Raw genomic sequence first — 21,244 nt, 5'->3', positions numbered from 1 at the left:
GGCGATGTATCGTGATAAGGCGGTGCCGGTCAACCGAATTCGGTGCCTATCGCGCAGGTGAAATCGCGAGGAGAGACGCAGGCGCTCCCAGCCGCAATTCCCGCTGGTGCCGGTACTCCAGCGCGATCGCGCCCCAGATCAGTCCGAGCAGCAGGTAGAGGTGGCGCCAGTGGTCGATGTCGATGAAGGTGCCGAGGCCGATATTGCCGAGATAGGCGACATAGGCGCAAAGCAGATAGGGTTGCCATGGCCGGTCGCGCAGAAGGATGCGGAAGCCGGCGCCTATCGTCCATAGCGTCAGCGTCAGGAACGAGACAAAGCCCAGCCAGCCATAATCCATCAGCGTCTTCAGCCAGATGTCGTGCGTGTCCTCGCCATAGATCGTGCCGAAGACCAGCGGGCCGATGCCGAACGGGTGCTCCATCGCCAGCTGGAAGCCGATCGTATAGCGGGCGAAGCGGCCAAGCCGCGCCGAATCGTAGCTCTGCTCGAGCTGCGCGCGCTGGGTGAACATGTCCGACACGCCGGGGAGTTGCAGGATGACCAGGATGGCGATGGCCAGCAGCGCCAAGGCCGCGATGGTCATCACCACCACCCGCAGCCGGAACTTGCCGCTGGCGCTCTGCAGGAACAGGCAGGCGGTGAGCAGCACCGCCGACACCGCGAACATGCCCCAGGCGCCGCGCGAGAAGGAAAAGAAGATGCCGGCCGTGATGATGAGCAGCGGTACCGCCAAGAGCGGCATGCGCGATAAAGGACCGGTCAGGAGCAGATAGAGCAGATAGGTTCCGGGCAGCACCAGGAATGGCCCGAACACGTTCGGGTCCTGGAAGGCGCCGGCGGCGCGGTCGTATTTGGTGAACATCTCCGCGCCCGGAAAGGCATGGAAATAACCGGCGATACCGAGCAACGACGTCGCCACGGCCGACACGACGTAAGCGATGAAGATCAACCGGTAGAGGCTGGGTTGGACCGAGGTCACCGAAGCGAAGAACACCGCGCTGAAGGCGAGAAACAGTGACACGGCGAGATAGAGCGGCGTGTTGGCGAGATCCGCCATCTGCGTCATGGCGATCATGCCGCCGATGTTCATCGCCACAAGGAGCACCAGCAACGGCACGATGGCACGCGAGATCCTGAGCCCGAACAGCGCCCAGACCGCGATCAGCCCTGCCATATAGATTTCGTAAGGCGCGGGTTCGCTGATGACGAAGCCGGAGAGCAGGATACCGATGCCGATCGCGGCCGACGCGATCAGCGAAATCAGCTTGGCGTTGACCGCTGGAAGCGGCAACCTGCTGACCGCCGGAGGCGGCAGCTTGTTGATCGCCGACGCCGGCAATTTGTTGACAGCCTGCGGCTGCAACTGATGGGCGATGGCGCTCAATAGGCGTTTTCCATGTTCAGCAGGCGGACCGGCGTCAGGAACAGGATGCGCAGGTCGAACAGCATCGACCAGTTCTCGATGTAGTAGAGGTCGTATTCGGTGCGCATGCGGATCTTTTCATTGGTGTCCATCTCGCCGCGCCAGCCATTGATCTGCGCCCAGCCGGTGACGCCGGGCTTGACCTTGTGGCGGGCGAAATAGCCGTCGACCACCTCGTTGTAGAGCAGATTGTGCGACTGCGCAGCGATGGCATGCGGGCGCGGCCCGACCAGCGACAGGGAGCCGAAGAGCGAGTTGAAGAACTGCGGCAATTCGTCGATCGAGGTCTTGCGGATGAAGCGGCCGACGCGGGTGACACGCGGATCGTTCTTGGTCACCGTCTGCTTGGCGGTCGGGTCGGAGCGGTCGGTAAACATCGAGCGGAACTTGTAGACCTCGATGATCTCGTTGTTGAAACCGTGCCGCTTCTGCTTGAACAGCACCGGCCCCTTGCTGTCGAGCTTGATGGCGATCGCGGTGGCGAGCATCACCGGCGAGAAGACGATGATGCCGATCAGCGAGAAAACGATGTCGAAGGCGCGCTTGGCAACCGAATCCCAGTCGTTGATCGGCTTGTCGAAGATGTCGAGCATCGGCACCGAGCCGATGTAGGAGTAGGCGCGCGGCCGGAACTGCAGCGCGTTCGAGTGCGCCGAAAGCCGGATGTCGACCGGCAGCACCCAGAGTTTCTTGAGGAGCTGCAGGACGCGCGATTCGGCGGTCAGCGGCAGCGACACGATCAGCATGTCGATGCGCGCGATGCGGGCGAATTCGATCAGCTCGGAAATGGTGCCGAGCTTCGGGTAGCCGGCGACGATCGGCGGCGAGCGCTTGTCGTTGCGGTCGTCGAAGATGCCGCAGATACGAATGTCGTTGTAGGGCTGCTTCTCCACCGAGCGGATCAGTTGTTCGGCCGCCTTGCCGCCGCCGACGATAAGCGCGCGGCGCTCCATGCGGCCGTCGCGCGCCCAGCGCCGGATCAGTGTCGACATTACCAGCCTGAGGCCGAAGATCAGCAAGAAACCGGCCACGAACCAGGTGCCGAACAACAGGCGCGAATAGTCTTCCGACGCCTTGATGGCGAAGGCGGTGAGCGCCATCAGCGCGAAGCTGCCGGCCCAGACCAGCAGCATGCGACCGAAATTGGCCAACGGGCGCATCAGCGCCGCGATCTGGTAGCAGTCGGTCACGTCGAACAGCACCACGGCCAGGAACGATGTCGCCGCCATTGCCAGCGGATATTGCCAGGCCAGGTAATTGAAGAAGCCGACATAATGGAAATAGACGCCGAGCCCCGACAGGAACAGCAGCGCGAACTCGACCATGCGCAGCACGCCGCTGACCATGATCGGCGACATGGTATCGCGCCGGTATTGCGAGGCGACCTGGCGCGCCACATCGTTGATGCCTCCGGCCTTGTCGCCGTCGGCGGGAGCGTCGTAGTTGCGCACCGCATCTATGGAAAAGCGGTGCGCGGGGTCGATCTCATTCATGGCAACTGTCCGCGAGCTTCGCGGAACTGCATAGCAAAAGAGAGCTAAGAAAGCCTTGAAACAACCGGTGGTTTTAAAGCTGTTAGGCCGTCGCAAGCCTATTTGTTCAGCGCCGAGAAATAGGCCTTCTCGATCTCGGCCGCCATCACGTCGGCGCCAAATCGGGCCTTGAGCTCGTCGGTCTGCGGCATCACCTTCCGGTAAGCGTCGCGATCGCCGAACGCCGTCCCCATCTTGCCCGCAAGCTCGCCGGGATCCGGCCGGATCAGGGCAGGGGAGCCTTCGCCGAAGATTTCCGGAATGCCGCCGACCGCGGTCGCGATCATCGGCATGCCGGCGGCTAAAGCTTCGAGCACGATATAGGGCATCGCCTCCGCGCGGGACGGCACGACGATCTGTTCCGCCAGTGCAAAGGCCTGCCGCGCCGGCATAGGCGGCAGGAAACGGACATGCCTCCTGAGACCGAGCCGTTCGACCTGCGCGTGGTAGCGCGGCAGGTCGTCGCCGTCGCCGACCATTACCGCGCTCAAGGGGCGTCCAAGCTCGCTGCCGGCCAGCGCCAGCGCATCGATGAAGATATCCGGGCCTTTCAGGTCGCGCATCATGCCGATGTACAAGAAATCGGCGGCTTCCACCGCCGTCGCCACCGGTTCGAACTCGGTTGCGCGCAGGCCGTTATAGACCAGCGTGTTGGGTATGGGCGGCTCGCCGACCTTGCGGCGATAGGTGTTGCGCTCGTAGTCGGAAACGAACAGCAGGCAGTCGGTGAAGCGCGCCATGAAGCGCTCCAGGCCGAAGAACAGCTTTCCCGTCGCCGTGGTTTCGTCATAGTGGAGGGAGCCGCCATGCGGCGAATAAAGGCGGGCAACGCGAGACCTTGATACCCGCAACAGTGAGCCGAACAGCCGGGCATAGGCGCCACCCTTGGCGCCGTGCCCGTGCAGCACGTCCGGCCGCAATTCCTGGATGATTCGGTAAGTGCGCCAGGCCGAGGCGAGGTCGCCCAGCCCGACATGGCGCTGCATCGGCGTGCGATGGATGCCGAGCGCCAGGTTGTCTTTCATCGCCTCGAACAAGCGCTCTTCATAGTCGCCGCCGGTCGTCGAGTCGCAAACGATGCCGACCGAATGGCCGGCGGCGACCTGTGCCTCGGTCAGGTCGCGCACATGCCGGAAGATTCCTCCGACAGGTGAGCGAAAGCAGTGGACGATCCTGAGGGTCACCGCCACGACGGCTTTTTCAGAACAGGCGTTCGCGGACGTAGACGGTGTCGCCGGGCAGCAGCGGGTCGGATGTCAGCACCCGTCCGGTCATCACCTTGCCGTTGATGTCGCGGGTGATGTCGACGCTCCCCTGATTGGCGCGCGGTGTGAAGCCGCCCGCGATGGCGACGGCTTTCTGGACGGTGAGTCCCGGCACGTAGGAATATTGGCCGGCGGCGCCGACTTCGCCCATGACGAAGATCGGCCGATAGCGGTCGATCTCGACCGAAACGTCGGGATCGCGCAAATAGCCCTGGCGCAATTTGTCGGCGATCTCTTTTTCCAGCTGCTGTGCGGTGTGGCCGCGCGCCGGAATGGCGCCAACGAGCGGAAAGGAAAGATAGCCGGACTGGTCGACGCTGTAGGTGTTGGTCAACCCGTCCTGCTCGAACACCGTGACCCGGACGCGGTCGCCGGCGCCGAGTCGGTAGGGCTGGTCGAGCACTTCATGGAAGGCGGCGGGTGTCGGACGGTAGCTCGAGCAGCCGGTGAGCAGCGACAGAGCAAGCAAAGCGCGAAAGAGGGAAGCAGTGCTTTTCATGACCGGCCAGGAACCTTCATCGCTCTTGCCGCAAGCCGCGGCCAACCCCAGGAACGTGCGTCCGTTATCATCCTGTTAGGGTTAATGGGCGGTAAAGGAGTGCGGTTCGGGGCAGCGGAGATTGGCAAAAAGCTGAATTGTTCTATTGCTTTCGCCCAACATTCTTTGAGTGCCCTCTAATAAGCCTCCACCCTCATCTTAACGGGTGAGTTACCATAGTTGTTTACGGTCCATCCAAGACTCAAAAGTTCCGGAGCAGGATGCATGTCCGTTCAATCCGCGGCCGCAGATGTCGATGTCGACCTGAGACAGCTTTTCGCCAGCCTGGGGCGGAACTGGCTGCGCATTGTTTTTATCACGCTTCTGGTCACGGGACTGGCCTTCGCTTTCGCGTGGCTCGCGACGCCATATTACAAGGCGACGGCCAAGCTGGAGATCGGCTCGCGCGAATCGGAATTCACCCGGCCGCCGGGCACGAACGATGACGACAAGCCGATTCTCGACGAGCAGGGGGTTGCTACCCAGGTCCAGATTATTTCCTCTCCCGACATCCTCAAGCAGGTGGCGACAAAGCTCAACCTGGACAAGTTGCCGGAGTTCGACGAGACGCTGAAGATGTCGGCGCTCGGGCGTGTGCTCGTCCTTGTCGGCTTGAAGAGCGATCCCTTCGATATCCCGCCGGAGGAGCGCGTGCTGAATGCGATGCACGACAAGCTCAATGTCTACGCCGTCGAAAAGACACGTGCGATCGCGATCGAGTTCGCCTCGCAGGATCCCAAGCTTGCCGCGGCGATCGCGAACGGCATTGCCGACGCCTATATCGCGTCGAAGGGCGACGCCAAGCTCGAATCGAATGCCGCCGCCACCGACTTCCTGGCGCCGGAAATCGCCGACCTGCAGAATCGCGTGAAGGACGCCGAGGCCAAGGTCGCGGCGTTCCGCGCCCAGTCCGACCTTCTGATGGGCGGCAACAATTCGGTGCTTCCGACTCAGCAGCTCTCTGAACTGTCGAGCGAATTGTCTCGGGTGCGCGCCGGTCGCGGCGCTGCCGAGGCCAGCGCCGAGAGCGTGCGCCGGGCGCTGCAGAACGGCGCTTCGCTGGACAGCGTGCCGGAAGTCCTGTCTTCCGACCTGATCCAGCGCCTGCGCGAGCGCCAGGTGGAGCTCAGGGCCAACATAGCCGATCTTTCCACGACCCTGCTCGACAACCATCCGCGCATCCGCGCGCTGAAGTCGCAGCTTGCCGACCTCGACGGCCAGATTCGCAATGAGGCGCAAAAGATCATCCGGGGCCTGTCGGCCCAGGCCCAGACGGCCAAGGCCCGCGAGGATCAGTTGATCGCGGACGTCAACACCCTGAAGGCCGCCTCAGCGCGCGCCGGCGAGCAGCAGGTGCAACTGGACGCCCTGCAGCGCGATGCGAACGTTCAGCGCCAACAGCTTGAATCCTATATGGCAAGCTACAACGCGGCGGCTTCCCGCAAGGATCGCAAATACCTGCCTGTCGCGGCGAGCTTGATTGCGAAAGCCCAGGTGCCGTCGCAACCCTATTTCCCGAAGATCGGGCCGATCACGGGGGCCGCCGCCGCCGCGTCGCTGCTGCTGATGGCGATCGGCACGCTGCTTGCCGAATTGTTCTCCGGCCGCGCCATGCGCCCGGCCCCGGGTGCCCGCTTTGAGAACATAGAGCAGGTGGCGATGCCCGTGGCGCGCCCCGAACCGGTGGTCGCCGAAGTCGAGGACGGCCCTTTCGCCCCTTATGAGGCAGCCATGCCCGGCGAGCGATTGGCGGAAAGGCAGTCTCGGATGCCGGAGAGCCATGCAACTGAGGTGGAGCCCCTTGAGGCAGAGCAATCAATGCCCGAGCCGAAACCCGAACCGCTTCCGTCCAGGCTCGGTGAGATCGACGTCGATAAGGCAGCGGAGAAGCTCATCGCTTCCGGTGCGGCGCGCGCGATCTTCGTGTCGCCCGAAGGCGACGAGGCGGCCGCGTCCGCCGTGCTGGTGGCGCGCGAAGTTTCGGACGCCGGCCTGCGCGTACTGCTGCTCGATCTCACCGCATCGGGTGCGGCGTCGCGGCCGATGCTGGACTCAAGCCTCTTCCCCGGCGTCACCAATCTGCTTGCTTCCGAGGCGCAGTTCAGCGACGTCATCCATCCCGATCTTTATTCGGACGCGCATGTCGTCCCTGTCGGCACCGCCGATCCGGTGCGCGCCATGCGCGCCGCCGACCGCTTGCCGATCATCATGCAGTCGCTGACCACGGCCTACGACCTCGTCGTGGTCGAATGCGGCCCGGCCGACGCGCAAGGCATCGGCCGCCTGGTTGGCGACGGCACCGAGGTATTCCTGTCGATGCTGGAGGCCGACGACCAGGTGGCGCAGGCCGCGGTCAAGCTGATCGAGAATGGCTATCCGAATCTCACGCTGGTCACGCCGGTCGGCCATGAACCGGGAGATCCATTGCCCGGACGCCGGTCGGCTGCATAAGGCTGGAGGCCGACAAGGCTGTCCTGCGCTGCCGCGACGCTTGCTAGGATAACCGCGAGGTACCGGAGGCCGAGACCGCAGCGAATCGAGCACGGCTCAGTCGGGGGCATGACAGTCCTTAGGTGCAAGACCGAACCGGGGCATTTCTCGGCGGCTCCCGCACTTTACATCGGCGGCATAGCACCTAGTTTTGATGTTTCGCGCTGCGCACTTTCGTGCGTGGATGATCGAGAGCGGACCGTGAACCCTAGGCCGGTTCCTCGAAACTCCCAAAGGATGGCTGTTATGACACAGGCCAAGAATGGCGACACTGTACGTATCAACTACACTGGGCGTCTGGTCGACGGCACCCAATTCGATTCTTCCGGCAGTGAACCGTTGCAGTTTACACTGGGCGAAGGACAGGTAATTCCTGGTCTGGAAACGCATGTCGAAGGCATGGAGGTCGGCACGAAAAGCACCGTCACCGTTCCCGCTGACGCCGCCTATGGCCCCCATCGCCCCGAAGCGGTCGTAACCATCGACCGCGCCAGCGTGCCGGAAAACATCAACGTCGATATTGGCACCCGATTGCAGGCCCGCACCCGCGAGGGACGTCCCATGCAAGTAACGGTCATCGGCGCGGACGACGCCAGCGTCAAGCTCGACGGCAATCATCCGTTGGCCGGAAAGGACCTGGTGTTCGACGTTGAATTGGTCGAGATCGTTCAGGCGGCGTAGTTAGAACTGAACGACTGCCCCAGGATCGCGGTCAAGAGCGCTACGAGAAAGTTGTTTCCGCGTGGCCCTCCAAGGGAGAGGCAGAGGAATCGCGATTGTCACGGCGCGCGATCGGTCAGGGCGTTGGCCCCTTCCTGCCCGGCGCAATGCGCGCAGCAATAGATGATATCGCCCTGCTCGACGCCATGTCCCATGATCCGCACCCTGCAATGCGGGCAGATCGGCGCAAGCTTCTGGATCGCGCACTCGAAGCTGTCAAACGTGTAGGTTTGCCCGCCCAAGCTCACTAGGAATGCCTTGTCATAGTCGTTGCCGCACTGGTCGCACTTAGCCATGGCCATTCTCCTTCTGGGTGCGAAAACCTCCCGGCGCTCGATAGGTTCCGTCGAGTCCCTCAGTGTCTCGGCCCGCTTGCCTGCATCGCCCCCGAACGCGACGGCGACTGTGCCTCTCTTGCCAAGCCTAGCTGTCGTCCTCGGCTGCAGCAGGCGCAGCCTGACCCGCCGCCTTGCGGCGCAGCATCTTGGTCAGCTTCCAGACCGTCGGATTGTTCTTGATGAAGCCCTTCGCCCGCGCGCCTTGCCGCATCGCTGTCGCCAGTGCGCGGCCCTTTAGCGTCAGCGGCGCCAGCACCTCGAAATGCTGGATCTCGATATCGCACCAGAGTCGCTTGTAAGGCTCGTCGCCAACGGAGAAATCATAGACGTCGAAGCCGAGCTCGGACGCTTCCTGGATGTTGTCGAAGAACAGGAAATCGCCGGGGCTGGTGAAGGCGAGATCGTCCTCGGCGATGGCGCCGAACTCGCAGATCAGCCGCTTGCCCGAACGGCCGGAGCCGGTGACCGCGCGCAGTTTCCCGGCGACGTCCAACCCGTGCAGCAGGAACGATGGCTTTTCCTCGGTGAGTGCATCGGCAAACAGCGCCCTGAAGAAGGCGCGCACGCCAGCATCGCCGAAGACATTGGCGATGCCCATCTTGGCGAAGCGCGCCTCCTTCATGTCGAAGAAGGCATCGAGCAGCCTGTCGACCTCCTCGCGGGTGCGCGCCTCGATGCGGCGGAAGGCGCCGACAGCCTCGAACTTGCGCGTCTGCGAGCGGTGCTTCTTGCGCTTGCGCTTGCCGCTGGCGCGCGACAGCAACGCGTCGAACCCTCCGTCGAGGTCGACCGCGAGCGCGAGGTTCGGACTTGGGAAGCTGGGCAGCGCGGCGAGCGGGTTGGCGACGCCATCGAGGTCGGGAAGCAGCCTTTCCAGCGAGATCAGGTCGATGTCCGGCCGCGCCTTCGCGATGGCGACAAAGAGGGAGCGGATTGCCGGGCCGTCGATCCTTGGCAGCAGCCGCGCGTCGGCGGCAGGGAAATTGCCGTTGGCGTGACGACCGCCTGCGAAACGGGCTACGCGGAACGGGCCATGTCGGACGACTTCCACCGCCAGCGAAAGCGCTGGCCGGCTTTCGGCGCACAGTGTGCCAATCACCATATCGGCCTTGGTTTCGGCCGCCCAATTGCGGATCCAGGAGGCGCCCTGCGCCGGGGCAAACAGCGCCGATGCGCAGAATTCCGCATAGTCCGCGATGCCGGTACTCACCGCTGCCGTCAATCGACCCTGGCTCGAGGCGAGCGCCGGGCTTTCGTTGGCCGCGACCCGATTGCCGTCAAATGACGCGGTGGCGTCAACCATCCCTCAATCCTTAAGACATATTGGTTGCAACCTGAGGTTCGCATAGGCGAATGTCGCGCTTGAATAAGCCTAGGCGTAAAAGGTGAAGGAATGATCGACGGGGGCGAGGCAATCCGGAAGCTGGCATTGAACCTTGCCCGCTACTCCGGCCTTGCGCCCTTGGCGCGACCGTTTTTCGGCGGCATCGGCGCCATCCTGATGCTGCACCGCGTCACCGCGACACCTGAGAAGCCTAACAGCGTCAACCGCCACCTGAATATCGCCCCCGCCTTCCTCGACAGGCTGGTCGCCGACATGAAGGCAAGAGGCTATGCCTTTGTGTCTCTCGATGAGGCGATCGAGCGCATCAAGATCGGCGGCAAGGGCGGCCAGTTCGCCACAATCACCGCCGACGACGCCTATCGCGACAACATGACGGAAGCGCTGCCGGTGCTGGAAAAGCACGGCGCGCCGATCACCATCTACGTCGCGCCTGGTTTGATCGACGGCGCCGCCGACCTCTGGTGGGATGTGATCGAAGACATCGTCGACACCAGCTCGCGCCTGATGCTGAATATGGCGGGCAAGTTGACGGTGATCGATTGCTCGACACAAGGCAGTAAGGTCCAGGCCGTCGCGCGGCTGAACGCCTGGCTGACCGTGGAAGTCCCCGAGGAAGGGCAAGGCGCCGCGCTGCGCGAACTGGCTCGTTCGAATGGGTTCGAATTCGGCGCGGACCGCCCGTGCACCCTGATGAACTGGGATGAACTTCGCACCATGGCCGCGCACCCGCTGGTGACCATCGGCGCGCACACCGTCAATCACAGGAACTTGAAGCGGCTGCCCGAAGCCGATGCGCGCCATGAGATCGGCGACGTCCGCCGCATCCTCACGGAAAAGCTCGGCGAGGAGCCGCGGCACCTGGCTTACCCATATGGCTATGCCAGCGCCGTCGGCTGCCGCGAAGTTGGCTTCGCCCGCGACGCCGGCTATGCCTCGGCGGTGACCACGCGGCACGGTGTGCTGCGCGCCGAGCATGCCGGCTTCCTGCACGCGCTGCCGCGCATCTCCGTCAATGGCCGCTACCAGAGCGTAGCCCATATCCGCACGATGCTGTCCGGCATCACGACGCCGCTTGCCAATGCCGGCAAGATGGTCGTTACGATCTAAGGTACTTCAGTGTTTCGAAGACGGCTCGAGGATCAGCCATTTGATGATGCCCATTGCCGGCAGCACCCAGAGAAAGCCGCTAAGCAGGAAGAACAGCAAATGCGCCGTCGGACCATATTCGGCGAGCCTGGTGACCGCGACGGCGGAGGCGATCAGCGCGTAGATGATAACCAGCGCCACCAGCAATATGGTTCCTATCAGCTTTTTCAGGCGAATGGGCATGTCGCGGTTCCGTTGACCGGTTTCGCTTAGGCCGAATGGAGAGCGCGCGCAACCATGGCGGCCCGGCGCGACGGCGTGCCGCGCTGTCCAGTCTTGCCACGGCGCGAGCCTTGGTCCACCAATCGCGCGGTTCAACCGCCGGAAAGCGAAATGGCAGCCATCACCACCGCGGCTCCTTATGCCGCACGCGACCGCGACCTGACCAACCGCGCCTTGGTGCGCGGCTGGCTGTACGTCGTGGTGCTTGTGCTGTTCGCGCTGGTGCTGGTCGGCGGCGCGACGCGGCTGACCGAGTCCGGCCTGTCGATCACCGAATGGCAGCCTATCCATGGCGTGATCCCGCCGCTGAACGCTGCCGAATGGCAGGAAGAGTTCCAGCGTTACCAGCAGATCCCGCAATATACCGAACTCAACAAGGGCATGAGCATCGAGGCCTTCAAATCGATTTTCTGGTGGGAATGGGCGCACCGCATCCTGGCCCGCAGCGTCGGCGTCGTCTTTGCCTTGCCGCTGCTGTTCTTCTGGGCGACGCGGCGCATCGAGCGCGGCCTCGGCCCGAAGCTCGTCGGCATCCTCCTGCTTGGCGGCCTGCAGGGCGCTATCGGCTGGTGGATGGTGGCGTCGGGCCTGGTCGACCGTGTCTCGGTCAGTCAGTACAGGCTGGCGACGCATCTGACTCTTGCCGCGCTGATCTTCACCGCCACCATGGTGGTCGCGCGAGGTCTCGCACCGCATTCCGAGCCCGCCGCCGACCGCTCGACGCAGCGGCTCGCCGGCTTCATTGTGCTTCTGGCGCTGATCCAGATCTATCTTGGCGGACTGGTCGCCGGGCTGCATGCGGGACTTAGCTACAACACATGGCCGCTGATGGACGGAAAGCTGATCCCGTCCGATCTGCTTCTCCTGGAACCCGCCTGGCTGAACTTCTTTGAAAATCCGAAGACGGTTCAGTTCGTCCACCGGCTCGGCGCCTACACGGTCTTTGTCGTGGCGCTCTGGCATATGATCGCGACGTGGCGGCGCCGGCCCGGCACCACCCATGCCCGCCGGGCCGCGCTTCTGTTCGCGCTGGTGGTCGTCCAAGCCTCGATCGGCATCGGCACGCTGCTCATGCAGGTGCCGCTGCACATGGCGTTGACGCATCAGGCGATCGCGCTGGTGTTGCTCGGCTTCGCCGCCGCGCATTGGCGAGGCACCAAGGGCGCCTATCCGTTGCCCACCGAGGTAAACGTCAGAAGCTGACGGTCACATCGAGAACAGATGCGACTGGGTCGTCGGTTTGTTGTCGAATTCGGCCTGGCGCGTAGCGGCGGCGGACGTCGTTGACTGGTTCTGATCGGCCTGCTTCGCCGCGTCGGCGGCTTTGAGCGCGTTGAGCTTCGCTTCAAGCGCCGCGATCTGCTGCTGCAGCCTGGCGGCATCGACCTGATCCTGAGCTGCCTTGGCCTGATCTTCGAGAGTCTGGATCTGTTTTTCGAGTGCGGCCTCCTGGGCTGCGTCGTCAGACGATGTGGACGACGAATATTGCACCGACTGGACGGAGCTCGAGATCGCGCTGACCATGGGAAATCCTTTGTGGAAGCCGAACCCCATCAGTAGCCGATTATGGTGAATCCTCGGTTACCATCGCGGGTTTCGCCTCAACGGTCAGAGCTTTGCCCGCACCATGCGAACTGCTTCGGCGACGGCGAGTTCACGATTCTCATCGACCGCGTTTTTATCCTCGCGATGCCACGCGGCCGACAGGCAGCCATAGGCGAGCGCGTGGTCGAGGATGGCCCGCGGCGACTGCCCGAGCGTTTTTCCAAACACTTCGGCCATATGCGCGATCCGGGGCGGATCGAGGCAGAGATCGTCGCGGTCGAGCGGATTGTAGAACATATTAGCCGCATCGAAGCCGGGGGCGCCGAGCACACCCTTGGGGTCGATCGCCAGCCAGCCGCGCGGCCCGAACAGGATGTTGTCGTGATGCAGGTCGCCATGCAGCGGCCTGACGTCATGCGGGTTGGAAAGCAGCCGCTCGGCAATGTCGGCGGCGTCGACATAGAGGCCGTGTCGACCGGCATCCCGATCAGCCTTGGCCGCTCGAAACAAGCTGGCATATCGTTCGCGCAGGGGCTGCAGGTCCGGCGGGGCAGGGTGCTGCGAGGGCGATAACAGCCTCGCCAGCAGCTCGGCCGCGATCGCAGTGGCCGCATCGTCGCCGCGCTCCGCAAGATGCTGCGAGAGCAGCCTATCGCCCGCATATTCGAGCAGCATGCGATTGCCGTCGCGGCCGAGCAGCCGCACCGCGCCTTCGCCGCGCCGCCAGGCAAGAAAATGCTCGCCGCGCAACTCGTCCGCGACATCGTCGAAGGGTTTCAGATCCTTGACGATTGCCGGCGAACCATCCTCGCGCGTCACCTTCCAGATGCGGCTGGAAAACGTCTCGGCGATGAGTTCTGGAGCGCTGACCTGCCAGCGCTCAGGCAATGCTTGCATGAGAGCTCAGTGCTTGATGCCGAGCATCAGGTCGAGGTTCTGCACCGCGGCGCCGGACGCGCCCTTGCCGAGATTGTCGTAGACGGCCATCAGCAGCGCCTGCGCCCGCTCGTCATTGGCGAACACATAGACCTTCATCCGGTTGGTGCCGTTATAGACCTCCGGGTCGATCTCCGGCATGCGCTCCGTATGGGTGTAAGGCGCTACCTCGACCACGCCGCCGTCAATCGAGGCGTAATGGTCGGCGATCGCCGCGTGGAGCTCGGCGCCTGTCGGCACGCGGGCGAGACCGGCCAGATGCAGCGGCACCACCGTGATCATGCCTTGCGCGAAATTGCCGACAGCCGGCTGCATGATCGGGTCGTGCGACAACTTCGCGTAGGCCCTGAGCTCCGGCACGTGCTTGTGCTGCAGCGTCAGCCCGTAGGGCAGGAACTCGGGCGCGTCCTCGCCCTTGTCGACATAGTCCTCGATCATCGGCCGGCCGCCGCCGGAATAGCCGGAGATGCCGTTGACGGTGACCGGAAAGTCGGGGGGCAGCAGACCGGCCGCAACCAGCGGCCGCAGCGTCGCGATCGGCCCTTGCGGCCAGCAACCTGGATTGGCGATGCGTTTCGCGCTGGCGATCTTCTTCGCCTGGTCCTTGTCCATTTCGGCGAAGCCATATTCCCAGCCCTCGGCCACGCGATGCGCGGTCGAGGCGTCGATCACTTTGGTCGCGTCGTTCGTAATCAGCGACACGCTTTCCTTCGCCGCCGCATCCGGCAGGCAAAGGATCGCGACATCGGCCGCGTTGAGGAATTCGGCCCGCGCCGCGGCTTCCTTGCGGCGTTCCGTGGGGATGGAGATGATCTCCAGGTCGCCGCGGTCGGACAGCAGCGCCCTGATCTGCAGGCCCGTCGTGCCGTGTTCACCGTCAATGAAGATTTTCGGTTTCATCGCTTATAAAATTCCTTGCGATTCCAATGTTATATGCCGTTAGCGTGATTTACGGCGGCATGATTGCCGTTGCCCAATTCGTCGAGCCGTGCCTTTCGCTCCGCCAACAGGCCGAGATAGTGCATGGCGATGATCGACCCGGCGATCGCCGTAATATCGGCATGATCGTAGGCCGGCGCAACCTCGACGATGTCGGCGCCGACGATGTCGATCTGGCCGAGCTGGCGCAGGGTCGACAGCATCTTTGCCGAGGAGGGGCCGCCGGCCACCGGCGTGCCGGTGCCTGGCGCGAAGGCCGGATCGAGGCAGTCGATGTCGAAGGTGAGATAGGTCTTTCTGCCGCCAGTCCGGTCGACGATCGCGTAGGCGATGTCCGACGCCCGCATCTCCTCGACCTCATGGCCGTAGAGGATCTTGATGCCGAACGTGTCGGGCGCATGGGTGCGGATGCCGATCTGGATCGAGCGATCCGGGTCGATGATGCCCTCCTTTACCGCACGGGCGACGAAGGAGCCGTGGTCGATGCGCTTGCCGTCATCCGGCCAGGTGTCCTGATGCGCGTCGAACTGCACGAGCGCCAGCGGCCCGTGGATCGCGGCATGCGCCTTGAGCAGCGGCCAAGTGACGAAGTGGTCGCCGCCGAGCGTCAAAAGGAACGCGCCTGATTTCAGGATCTTGGCCGCCTCGCGCTCGATCGTGCCGGGAGTCTTCTGGTGATTGCCGCTGTCGAGCAGGCAATCGCCATAGTCCACGACCGAAAGATGCTCGAACAGGTCGCGCGAGAACGGATATTGCGGATCGTTGTCGAGGATCGCCGAGGCACGGCGGATCGCCTGCGGCCCGAAGCGAGCGCCAGGCCGATTGGTGACGGCGGCGTCGAAAGGAATGCCCCATACCACGGCGTCCGCGCCCTTCACATCCTTCGAGTATTTGCGCCGCATGAACGACAGCGCGCCGGCATAGGTCGGCTCGAACGACGCGCCCGTCTTGGAGCGGGCAGTGAAGGCGTGGTCGATCTCATTGTTCGCCATTAGGAATCCTCGGTTTTCATCGGGGCAGCCACAACTACCGAACCGGCACGCAACATGCCAGTCACAGCTTGCGGAAACGGGGCGGCGCTCGGCGAGTGCCACGGCAACACAGGACCTGTATCATTATGGCTGAGACCGCTTTGCTCAACCTTGCATCCGCACCCGCGGCGACCCGTGTCGGCACGGTGGCCGGCGAGCGCTTCCTGGTGCTGGATACCTGGCGCGGCATCTGCGCGCTGCTGGTGGCGCTGTTCCACTTTCCGACGACCTCGATAGTTTCGCAGAGCGCGTTTGTCGGCGGCTCCTACCTGTTCGTCGATTTCTTCTTCGTGCTCTCCGGTTTCGTCATTGCCAGCGCCTATGGCAGCCGGCTGAACGAGCAGGACGACCTTGCCCGGTTCGCACTGGTGCGCTTCGGCCGCATCTATCCGCTGCATGTCCTGATGCTTACCGCTTTTGCGGGCTTCGAGGCGCTGCGGTTGGTTCTGCCGGCGCTGCACGGAACTGGTGTCGCGCCCTTCACCGGCGGTTTCGATCTGAAAAGCCTCGTCGCCAATCTCTTCCTTTTGCAGGGCATGGGCGTTGAGGATCACCTGAGCTGGAACGCGCCGAGCTGGAGCATTTCGGCCGAGTTCTTCACCTATCTGCTCTTTGCCGCCGTCGTCTTCGCCGCCGGCCAACGCGCCTGGATATGGTTCGTCGCCGCCGCCGTGACAGCGCCTCTTTTCCTGCTTGCGGCCTCGACGCGTCATATGGACGTGTCCTTCGATTTCGGCTTCATCCGCTGCCTTTACGGCTTCTCGCTCGGCGCTTTGCTTGCCTGGTTTCAGCACGATTCCATTGCAGAGGCGCGACAGGCACTTAGCGGTGGGGCAGGGCGCCTCGCCTGGACGCTGGCCGAGCTTGCGATGATTGCGGTGATCACGCTGTTCGTCTCGGTTGCGGGGATGAATGACGCCGGCATCGCAGCGCCGGTCGTCTTCGCGCTGGCGCTTTATCTTTTTGCCCATGAGGGCGGCTGGGTCAGTTTGGCTCTGCGCAGCCGGCCGATGCTGCTGCTCGGCTCGCTCTCCTATTCGATCTACATGGTCCACATCTTCGTCCAGGCCCGCATGATCAATGTCGGCGGCCTCATCGAACGCAGGCTCGAGCTCGGCATTGTCGGCGATCTGACGCTGCGCGGCGACCATGCGACCGGGTTCGGCACCGGCTCGCCATGGATCGGTTTCGTGGCTTTGATCGCGATGTTGATCGCCGTCATCGTCGCGTCCTGGTTCACCTGGCGCTTCGTCGAAATGCCGGCTCTGGCCTGGTTCCGCCGCGCTTCCAAGCGGATCTGAGCTAAAAACTAGCCGGCTTCGTTCACCGCCTTGTCATGGGCATCGCCTAACCGGGGCTCGATACGGAACGGAGCGATTCCCCGATGCGAATACTCTGGCTGAGTCTTCTTCTCTCCGCCGCGCTTGCGGCTGGCTCGAACCAAACCTTAGCCGGCGAGACACGCGCCAGTCAGATCCTCGACCGTTTCGCGCACGCAAACCAGTGGCGCGATCATGTGATGATCGCGGCGCACCGGGCCGGCAGCATGCAGGCCGGCAAGACGCTTTACGCCGAGAATTCGCTGGCCGCGGTCGAAGGCTCGATCGCTATCGGCGCCGAGATCGTCGAGGTCGACGTCCGGCGCGCGAAAGACGGTGCGTTTGTCATCATGCATGACAGCTGGCTCGACCGCACCACCACCTGCAAAGGCGAGGTGGTGAACTACACGCTGACGGAGCTGAAGAAGTGCCGGCTGGTGATCGAAGGCACAGGCGCTGTTACCAACGAAACGGTATCGACGCTGCGCGAGATGCTGCTTGCCACCAGGGGCAGGATCCTGATCAACCTCGACAACAAGCTGGAAGTGACCGACCTGCCGGGCATGATCGCGGTGGCGCGCGATCTCGGCATGACCGACCAGGTGATCGTCAAGGAGAACCTTTGGAACCGCCAGCGCATCGATGCCGCCAGGACCGCGCTTGCCCAGGCCGGAGGCGGTTTTGAGTTCATGCCGATCCTTGCAGACGATGCCGTGCATGATGCCGCCTTCGCCGGTGAGGTCGACAAGGCGTTTGCGCCGCGCGCCATCGAATTGATCAACTGGCGCAACGGTGCCGAGACGCTTACTTCGACCGGCGGTCCGCTGTTCAGCACGCGCATGCGGGCGGAGGCAGCGCGGGGCGGCTGGCATCTCTGGGCCGACACCTATGCCATCGTAAACAAGCCCGGCGGCTTCCTCGCCGGCGGCCGCGGCGACGAACTGGCCGTCGCCGCCAGCCTGCCGCGCGAGGCCTGGGGTTTCTGGGTCGACCGCGGCGCCACGATCATCCAGACGGATGAGCCAAGGGCGGCGATCGCATGGCTGACGGCGAACGGTTTTCGCGTGCCTTATACGACGGACGCGAAACCGGCTCAGCCGGCGCATACAGCCAGTATCAATTAGCCGGCGTTGGCGCTTCACCCCACCCGGCGCTTCGCGCCGACCTCCCCATCAAGGGGAGGTAGGAGGTTGCGGCAAACTCGCCAACGGTCGACATCTGCAAAGGTTGGGGATGGCCGTCGAAAGATAGGCGGCGCCCCTACCTCCCCTTGATCGGGAGGTCGCGCCGCAGGCGCGGGCGGGGTGATGGCGCCGACCTTACGCGGCTTTCGCCATGCCATCCAGTTCGTCGAGCACATCCGCCGACAGCGTCAGCTCCGCAGCAGCAAGATTTTCCCGCAGATGCCCAACCGACGACGTGCCTGGGATCAAAAGGATGTTGGGCGAACGCTGCAACAGCCACGCCAGCGCCACTTGCATCGGCGTCGCGCCAAGCCGTTTCGCCACACCCGACAAGGTCGAGGACTGCAGCGGGCTGAAGCCGCCGAGCGGGAAGAACGGCACGTAGGGCGTGCCGTCGCGCGCCAGGTCGTCGATTAGCGCGTCATCGTCCCGATGCGCCAGATTGTATTGGTTTTGCACGCAGGCGATCTCGCAGATCCTGCGGCCCTCCGCGACCTGCGCGCGGGTCACGTTGCTCAGGCCGATATGGCGCACGAGACCCTTGCGCTGCAGCTCGGCGAGCGCCGTCAGCGGTGCCTCGATCGAGCCTTCCGCTGGCCCGTGCACATCGAACATGAGGCGCAGATTGACGACATCCATCGCCTCAAGCCCGAGATTGCTGAGATTGTCGTGCACGGCCTGCTCGAGTTCCTTCGGCGAAAAAGCCGGCAGCCATGAGGCATCGCTGCCACGGCGCGCGCCGATCTTGGTGACGATGAGGAGGTCGTCGGAATAGGGCGCCAGTGCCTCGCGGATCAGCTTGTTGGTCACATGCGGGCCGTAGAAATCGCTGGTGTCGATATGGTTCACACCTTGCGCCACCGCTTCGCGCAGCACGGCGATGGCCGCGTCATGGTCTTTCGGCGGACCGAACACGCCTTTGCCCGCAAGCTGCATGGCGCCGTAGCCCAGGCGATGAACCGAACGGCCGCCGAGTTTGTAGGTGCCGGATTTGTTTACACTGGACATTGCAGTTCTCCTTCGCTGTCGGCGAGGGAGATAGGGCATGGCTGTTGTCCTGATAACCCGATATAATTGGGACAGCTTGTGCGGAACTAAGAACAATGGCAGCTGAGCTCAGCGATCTCCAAGCGTTCATGGCCGTGGCACGCGCCGGCGGTTTTCGCGAGGGCGCCCGCGCGACGGCGGGCAGCGCGTCCGCGCTCAGCGAGGCCATCCGCCGGTTGGAAACGCAACTTGGTGTGCGGCTCTTCAACCGCACCACGCGTAGTGTCGCCTTGACCGAGGCAGGCGCGAGCCTCCTGGCCCGGCTTGGCCCTGCGCTGGGTGAAGTCGAGGCCGCACTCGATGTGGTGAATGGCTTTCGCGACCGGCCGGCCGGAACCTTACGCCTCAATGTGCCGATAAGCGCGTCGCGGCTGGTGCTGCCCAAGATCGTTCCGGGATTTCTCGCTGCCTATCCTGCCATTCGTCTTGAGGTGATTGCGGAGGAGAGCTTTGTCGATCTGCTGGCGGCCGGCTGCGACGCCGGCATCCGCTATGACGAGCGGTTGGAGCAGGACATGATCGCCGTGCCAATCGGGCCGCGCACGCAGCGCTTCACCACCTCGGCCGCGCCGGCCTACCTGGATCGGCACGGCCGGCCGCAACACCCGCGCGACCTGCTTTGCCACGCCTGTCTGCGCGGCCGCTTTCCGAGCGGGGCCATGACGCCCTGGGAGTTCGAGCGCGACGGCGAGGTGGTGCGGGTCGAACCCACGGGGCCATTGGTCGTCGGCATCGGTGGCGGCGTCGATCTCGCCGTCGATGCGGCGATCGCCGGCGTGGGCATTCTCTGGCTTTTCGAGGATTGGGTGCGCCCGCATTTCGCGGCCGGCGTTCTGGAACCCGTGTTGGAGCCGTGGTGGCAAAGCTTCTCCGGACCGTTTCTCTATTACCCCGGCCGCCGCCTGGTGCCAGCACCGCTGCGCGCTTTCATCGACTACATCAAAACGTCGGCCGGACACTGGTAGCAGAAACAAAAAAGGCCGCCCGGAGGCGGCCTTTCGAAAAGCTTCGACCTCGAAGCGCTCAGCGCTTCGAGAACTTGGCCTCAAGCGCTTATTACCGCTTCGAGAACTGGAAGCTGCGGCGGGCCTTCGCCTTGCCGTACTTCTTGCGCTCGACCACGCGGCTGTCGCGGGTCAGGAAGCCACCCTTCTTGAGCACCGAGCGCAGGCCCGGCTCGTAGTAGGTCAGCGCCTTGGAGATACCGTGACGCACCGCACCGGCCTGGCCGGAGAGGCCGCCGCCGATGACGGTGGCGATGATGTCGTACTGGCCGGCGCGGTTGGCCGCGACGATCGGCTGGTTGAGGATCATCTGCAGCACCGGACGCGCGAAATAGGCCGCGAATTCCTTGTCGTTGACAGTGATCTTGCCGGAGCCAGGCTTCACCCAGACGCGCGCGATGGCGTTCTTGCGCTTGCCGGTGGCATAGGCGCGGCCCGACTTGTCGAGCTTCTGGACGTGCACGGGCGCGGCCGGCTGCGCGGCGACAGTCCCGAGTTCTGCGAGCGAGGAAAGCTCAGCCATTACGAAGCCCTCTTGTTTTTGGAGTTCAGCTTGGCCACGTCGAGCGTGACGGGCTGCTGGGCGATGTGCGGATGCTCGGCGCCTGCATAGACGCGGAGGTTCTTCATCTGGCGGCGGCCGAGCGGGCCGCGCGGGATCATGCGCTCGACGGCCTTCTCGACGACGCGCTCGGGGAAGCGGCCCTCGAGCAGCTGGCGCGCGGTGCGCTCCTTGATGCCGCCGGGATGGCCGGTGTGCCAGTAGTAGACCTTGTCGGTGTACTTCTTGCCGGTGAACACCACCTTGTCGGCATTGATGACGATGACGTTGTCGCCATCATCGACATGCGGGGTGAAGGTGGGCTTGTGCTTGCCGCGCAGATGGTTGGCGATGACGGTGGCCAGACGACCGACGACGAGACCCTCGGCGTCGATCAGCACCCACTTCTTCACCACATCCGCAGGCTTCTGCGAAAAGGTAGCCATGGTTTTGCTCTCAGGTTGACCTTCCCCGTCCGCCAAGGGCAGGAAAAGGCGTTTCTTGTTGCTTGGATTGACTGAGCAGCCGGAGCCACCCACCAATAACAAAACGGCGGCCTTTGCGGGCCGCTGCTTCGTCAGGGCTTATAGGCGAGGGCATCTGGTGCGTCAAGACAATGGAAAGCGAGTTCAGAGAATAAAATAAAGCAAAAACAATAGCTTGGTTGAATGGTATT

General features: G+C 63.7%; 21 protein-coding genes. 7 read left to right on the top strand and 14 right to left on the bottom strand.

Annotated features, from left to right (window positions below; genetic code table 11):
• Positions 1-46: 46 nt before the first annotated feature.
• The 4 genes from RFM68_RS14180 to RFM68_RS14165 all read right to left on the bottom strand — a co-directional run bounded on the left by RFM68_RS14180 (position 47) and on the right by RFM68_RS14165 (position 4,722).
• Positions 47-1,294, bottom strand: coding sequence for an O-antigen ligase family protein (locus tag RFM68_RS14180; protein ID WP_320233746.1), 1,248 nt, complete (start codon positions 1,292-1,294; stop codon positions 47-49).
• 89 nt (positions 1,295-1,383) lie between these two features.
• A complete protein-coding gene (locus tag RFM68_RS14175; RefSeq protein ID WP_320233602.1) occupies positions 1,384-2,919 on the bottom strand; it encodes an undecaprenyl-phosphate glucose phosphotransferase in 1,536 nt (511 codons plus the stop codon).
• A gap of 98 nt (positions 2,920-3,017) precedes the next feature.
• On the bottom strand, positions 3,018-4,148 hold the full coding sequence (locus tag RFM68_RS14170) for a glycosyltransferase (protein WP_320233601.1): 1,131 nt from the start codon (positions 4,146-4,148) through the stop codon (positions 3,018-3,020).
• A gap of 10 nt (positions 4,149-4,158) precedes the next feature.
• Entirely contained in the window at positions 4,159-4,722 is a 564-nt protein-coding gene (locus tag RFM68_RS14165) for a polysaccharide biosynthesis/export family protein (protein ID WP_320233600.1), read from the bottom strand.
• 264 nt (positions 4,723-4,986) lie between these two features.
• On the opposite strand from RFM68_RS14165, the gene RFM68_RS14160 reads away from it, so the two are divergent.
• Both RFM68_RS14160 and RFM68_RS14155 read left to right on the top strand, forming a co-directional pair.
• On the top strand, positions 4,987-7,212 hold the full coding sequence (locus RFM68_RS14160; RefSeq protein WP_320233599.1) for a GumC family protein: 2,226 nt from the start codon (positions 4,987-4,989) through the stop codon (positions 7,210-7,212).
• A gap of 285 nt (positions 7,213-7,497) precedes the next feature.
• On the top strand, positions 7,498-7,932 hold the full coding sequence (locus RFM68_RS14155; protein WP_320233598.1) for an FKBP-type peptidyl-prolyl cis-trans isomerase: 435 nt from the start codon (positions 7,498-7,500) through the stop codon (positions 7,930-7,932).
• A 98-nt stretch (positions 7,933-8,030) separates the two neighbouring features.
• Here RFM68_RS14155 and RFM68_RS14150 read toward each other — a convergent pair whose 3' ends face one another.
• Positions 8,031-8,267 (bottom strand): metallothionein, encoded by a 237-nt coding sequence (locus RFM68_RS14150; protein ID WP_320233597.1) that lies wholly within the window; start codon positions 8,265-8,267, stop codon positions 8,031-8,033.
• 127 nt (positions 8,268-8,394) lie between these two features.
• Entirely contained in the window at positions 8,395-9,612 is a 1,218-nt protein-coding gene (locus RFM68_RS14145; protein ID WP_320233596.1) for a GNAT family N-acetyltransferase, read from the bottom strand.
• Between the two features lie 90 nt (positions 9,613-9,702).
• Between RFM68_RS14145 and RFM68_RS14140 the strand changes: the two genes are divergently transcribed.
• Complete coding sequence (locus RFM68_RS14140) at positions 9,703-10,761, top strand: polysaccharide deacetylase family protein (protein WP_320233595.1); 1,059 nt, start codon at positions 9,703-9,705, stop codon at positions 10,759-10,761.
• A 6-nt stretch (positions 10,762-10,767) separates the two neighbouring features.
• Here RFM68_RS14140 and RFM68_RS14135 read toward each other — a convergent pair whose 3' ends face one another.
• Positions 10,768-10,983 carry a DUF2842 domain-containing protein gene (locus RFM68_RS14135; RefSeq protein WP_320233594.1) on the bottom strand — a complete coding sequence of 72 codons (216 nt, stop codon included), beginning with the start codon at positions 10,981-10,983 and terminating at the stop codon, positions 10,768-10,770.
• A gap of 150 nt (positions 10,984-11,133) precedes the next feature.
• On the opposite strand from RFM68_RS14135, the gene RFM68_RS14130 reads away from it, so the two are divergent.
• Entirely contained in the window at positions 11,134-12,225 is a 1,092-nt protein-coding gene (locus RFM68_RS14130; RefSeq protein ID WP_320233593.1) for a COX15/CtaA family protein, read from the top strand.
• A 3-nt stretch (positions 12,226-12,228) separates the two neighbouring features.
• Here RFM68_RS14130 and RFM68_RS14125 read toward each other — a convergent pair whose 3' ends face one another.
• From RFM68_RS14125 to speB, 4 genes are all read right to left on the bottom strand, one after another.
• Positions 12,229-12,546 carry a hypothetical protein gene (locus tag RFM68_RS14125; RefSeq protein ID WP_320233592.1) on the bottom strand — a complete coding sequence of 106 codons (318 nt, stop codon included), beginning with the start codon at positions 12,544-12,546 and terminating at the stop codon, positions 12,229-12,231.
• An 84-nt stretch (positions 12,547-12,630) separates the two neighbouring features.
• Positions 12,631-13,464, bottom strand: coding sequence for an aminoglycoside phosphotransferase family protein (locus tag RFM68_RS14120; RefSeq protein WP_320233591.1), 834 nt, complete (start codon positions 13,462-13,464; stop codon positions 12,631-12,633).
• Between the two features lie 6 nt (positions 13,465-13,470).
• Positions 13,471-14,403 (bottom strand): N-acetyl-gamma-glutamyl-phosphate reductase, encoded by a 933-nt coding sequence (gene argC / locus RFM68_RS14115; RefSeq protein WP_320233590.1) that lies wholly within the window; start codon positions 14,401-14,403, stop codon positions 13,471-13,473.
• A 29-nt stretch (positions 14,404-14,432) separates the two neighbouring features.
• Positions 14,433-15,434: an agmatinase gene (gene speB, locus RFM68_RS14110; protein WP_320233589.1), complete on the bottom strand. Its 1,002-nt coding sequence runs from the start codon at positions 15,432-15,434 to the stop codon at positions 14,433-14,435.
• Between the two features lie 125 nt (positions 15,435-15,559).
• Here speB and RFM68_RS14105 point away from each other — a divergent pair, with 125 nt between their 5' ends.
• Both RFM68_RS14105 and RFM68_RS14100 read left to right on the top strand, forming a co-directional pair.
• Positions 15,560-16,774 carry an acyltransferase family protein gene (locus RFM68_RS14105; protein WP_320233588.1) on the top strand — a complete coding sequence of 405 codons (1,215 nt, stop codon included), beginning with the start codon at positions 15,560-15,562 and terminating at the stop codon, positions 16,772-16,774.
• An 83-nt stretch (positions 16,775-16,857) separates the two neighbouring features.
• Complete coding sequence (locus tag RFM68_RS14100; protein WP_320233587.1) at positions 16,858-17,916, top strand: glycerophosphodiester phosphodiesterase family protein; 1,059 nt, start codon at positions 16,858-16,860, stop codon at positions 17,914-17,916.
• Positions 17,917-18,111: 195 nt separating this feature from the next.
• Here the strand turns inward: RFM68_RS14100 and RFM68_RS14095 are convergent, their stop codons facing one another.
• Positions 18,112-18,984, bottom strand: coding sequence for an aldo/keto reductase family oxidoreductase (locus tag RFM68_RS14095; protein ID WP_320233586.1), 873 nt, complete (start codon positions 18,982-18,984; stop codon positions 18,112-18,114).
• Between the two features lie 95 nt (positions 18,985-19,079).
• Here RFM68_RS14095 and RFM68_RS14090 point away from each other — a divergent pair, with 95 nt between their 5' ends.
• Entirely contained in the window at positions 19,080-19,988 is a 909-nt protein-coding gene (locus tag RFM68_RS14090) for a LysR family transcriptional regulator (RefSeq protein WP_320233585.1), read from the top strand.
• 91 nt (positions 19,989-20,079) lie between these two features.
• Here the strand turns inward: RFM68_RS14090 and rpsI are convergent, their stop codons facing one another.
• Complete coding sequence (gene rpsI / locus RFM68_RS14085) at positions 20,080-20,550, bottom strand: 30S ribosomal protein S9 (protein ID WP_320233584.1); 471 nt, start codon at positions 20,548-20,550, stop codon at positions 20,080-20,082.
• On the bottom strand, positions 20,550-21,014 hold the full coding sequence (gene rplM / locus RFM68_RS14080; protein ID WP_140684827.1) for a 50S ribosomal protein L13: 465 nt from the start codon (positions 21,012-21,014) through the stop codon (positions 20,550-20,552). The genes rpsI and rplM overlap by 1 nt, the downstream gene beginning before the upstream one ends.
• Between the last annotated feature and the right edge of the window lie 230 nt (positions 21,015-21,244).

The sequence above is a fragment of the Mesorhizobium montanum genome, from assembly GCF_033977145.1.
In the GTDB taxonomy this organism is placed as follows: domain Bacteria; phylum Pseudomonadota; class Alphaproteobacteria; order Rhizobiales; family Rhizobiaceae; genus Mesorhizobium; species Mesorhizobium montanum.
The sequence above is the reverse complement of the archived record's forward strand: the minus strand, read 5'-3'. Positions and strand labels throughout refer to the sequence as shown.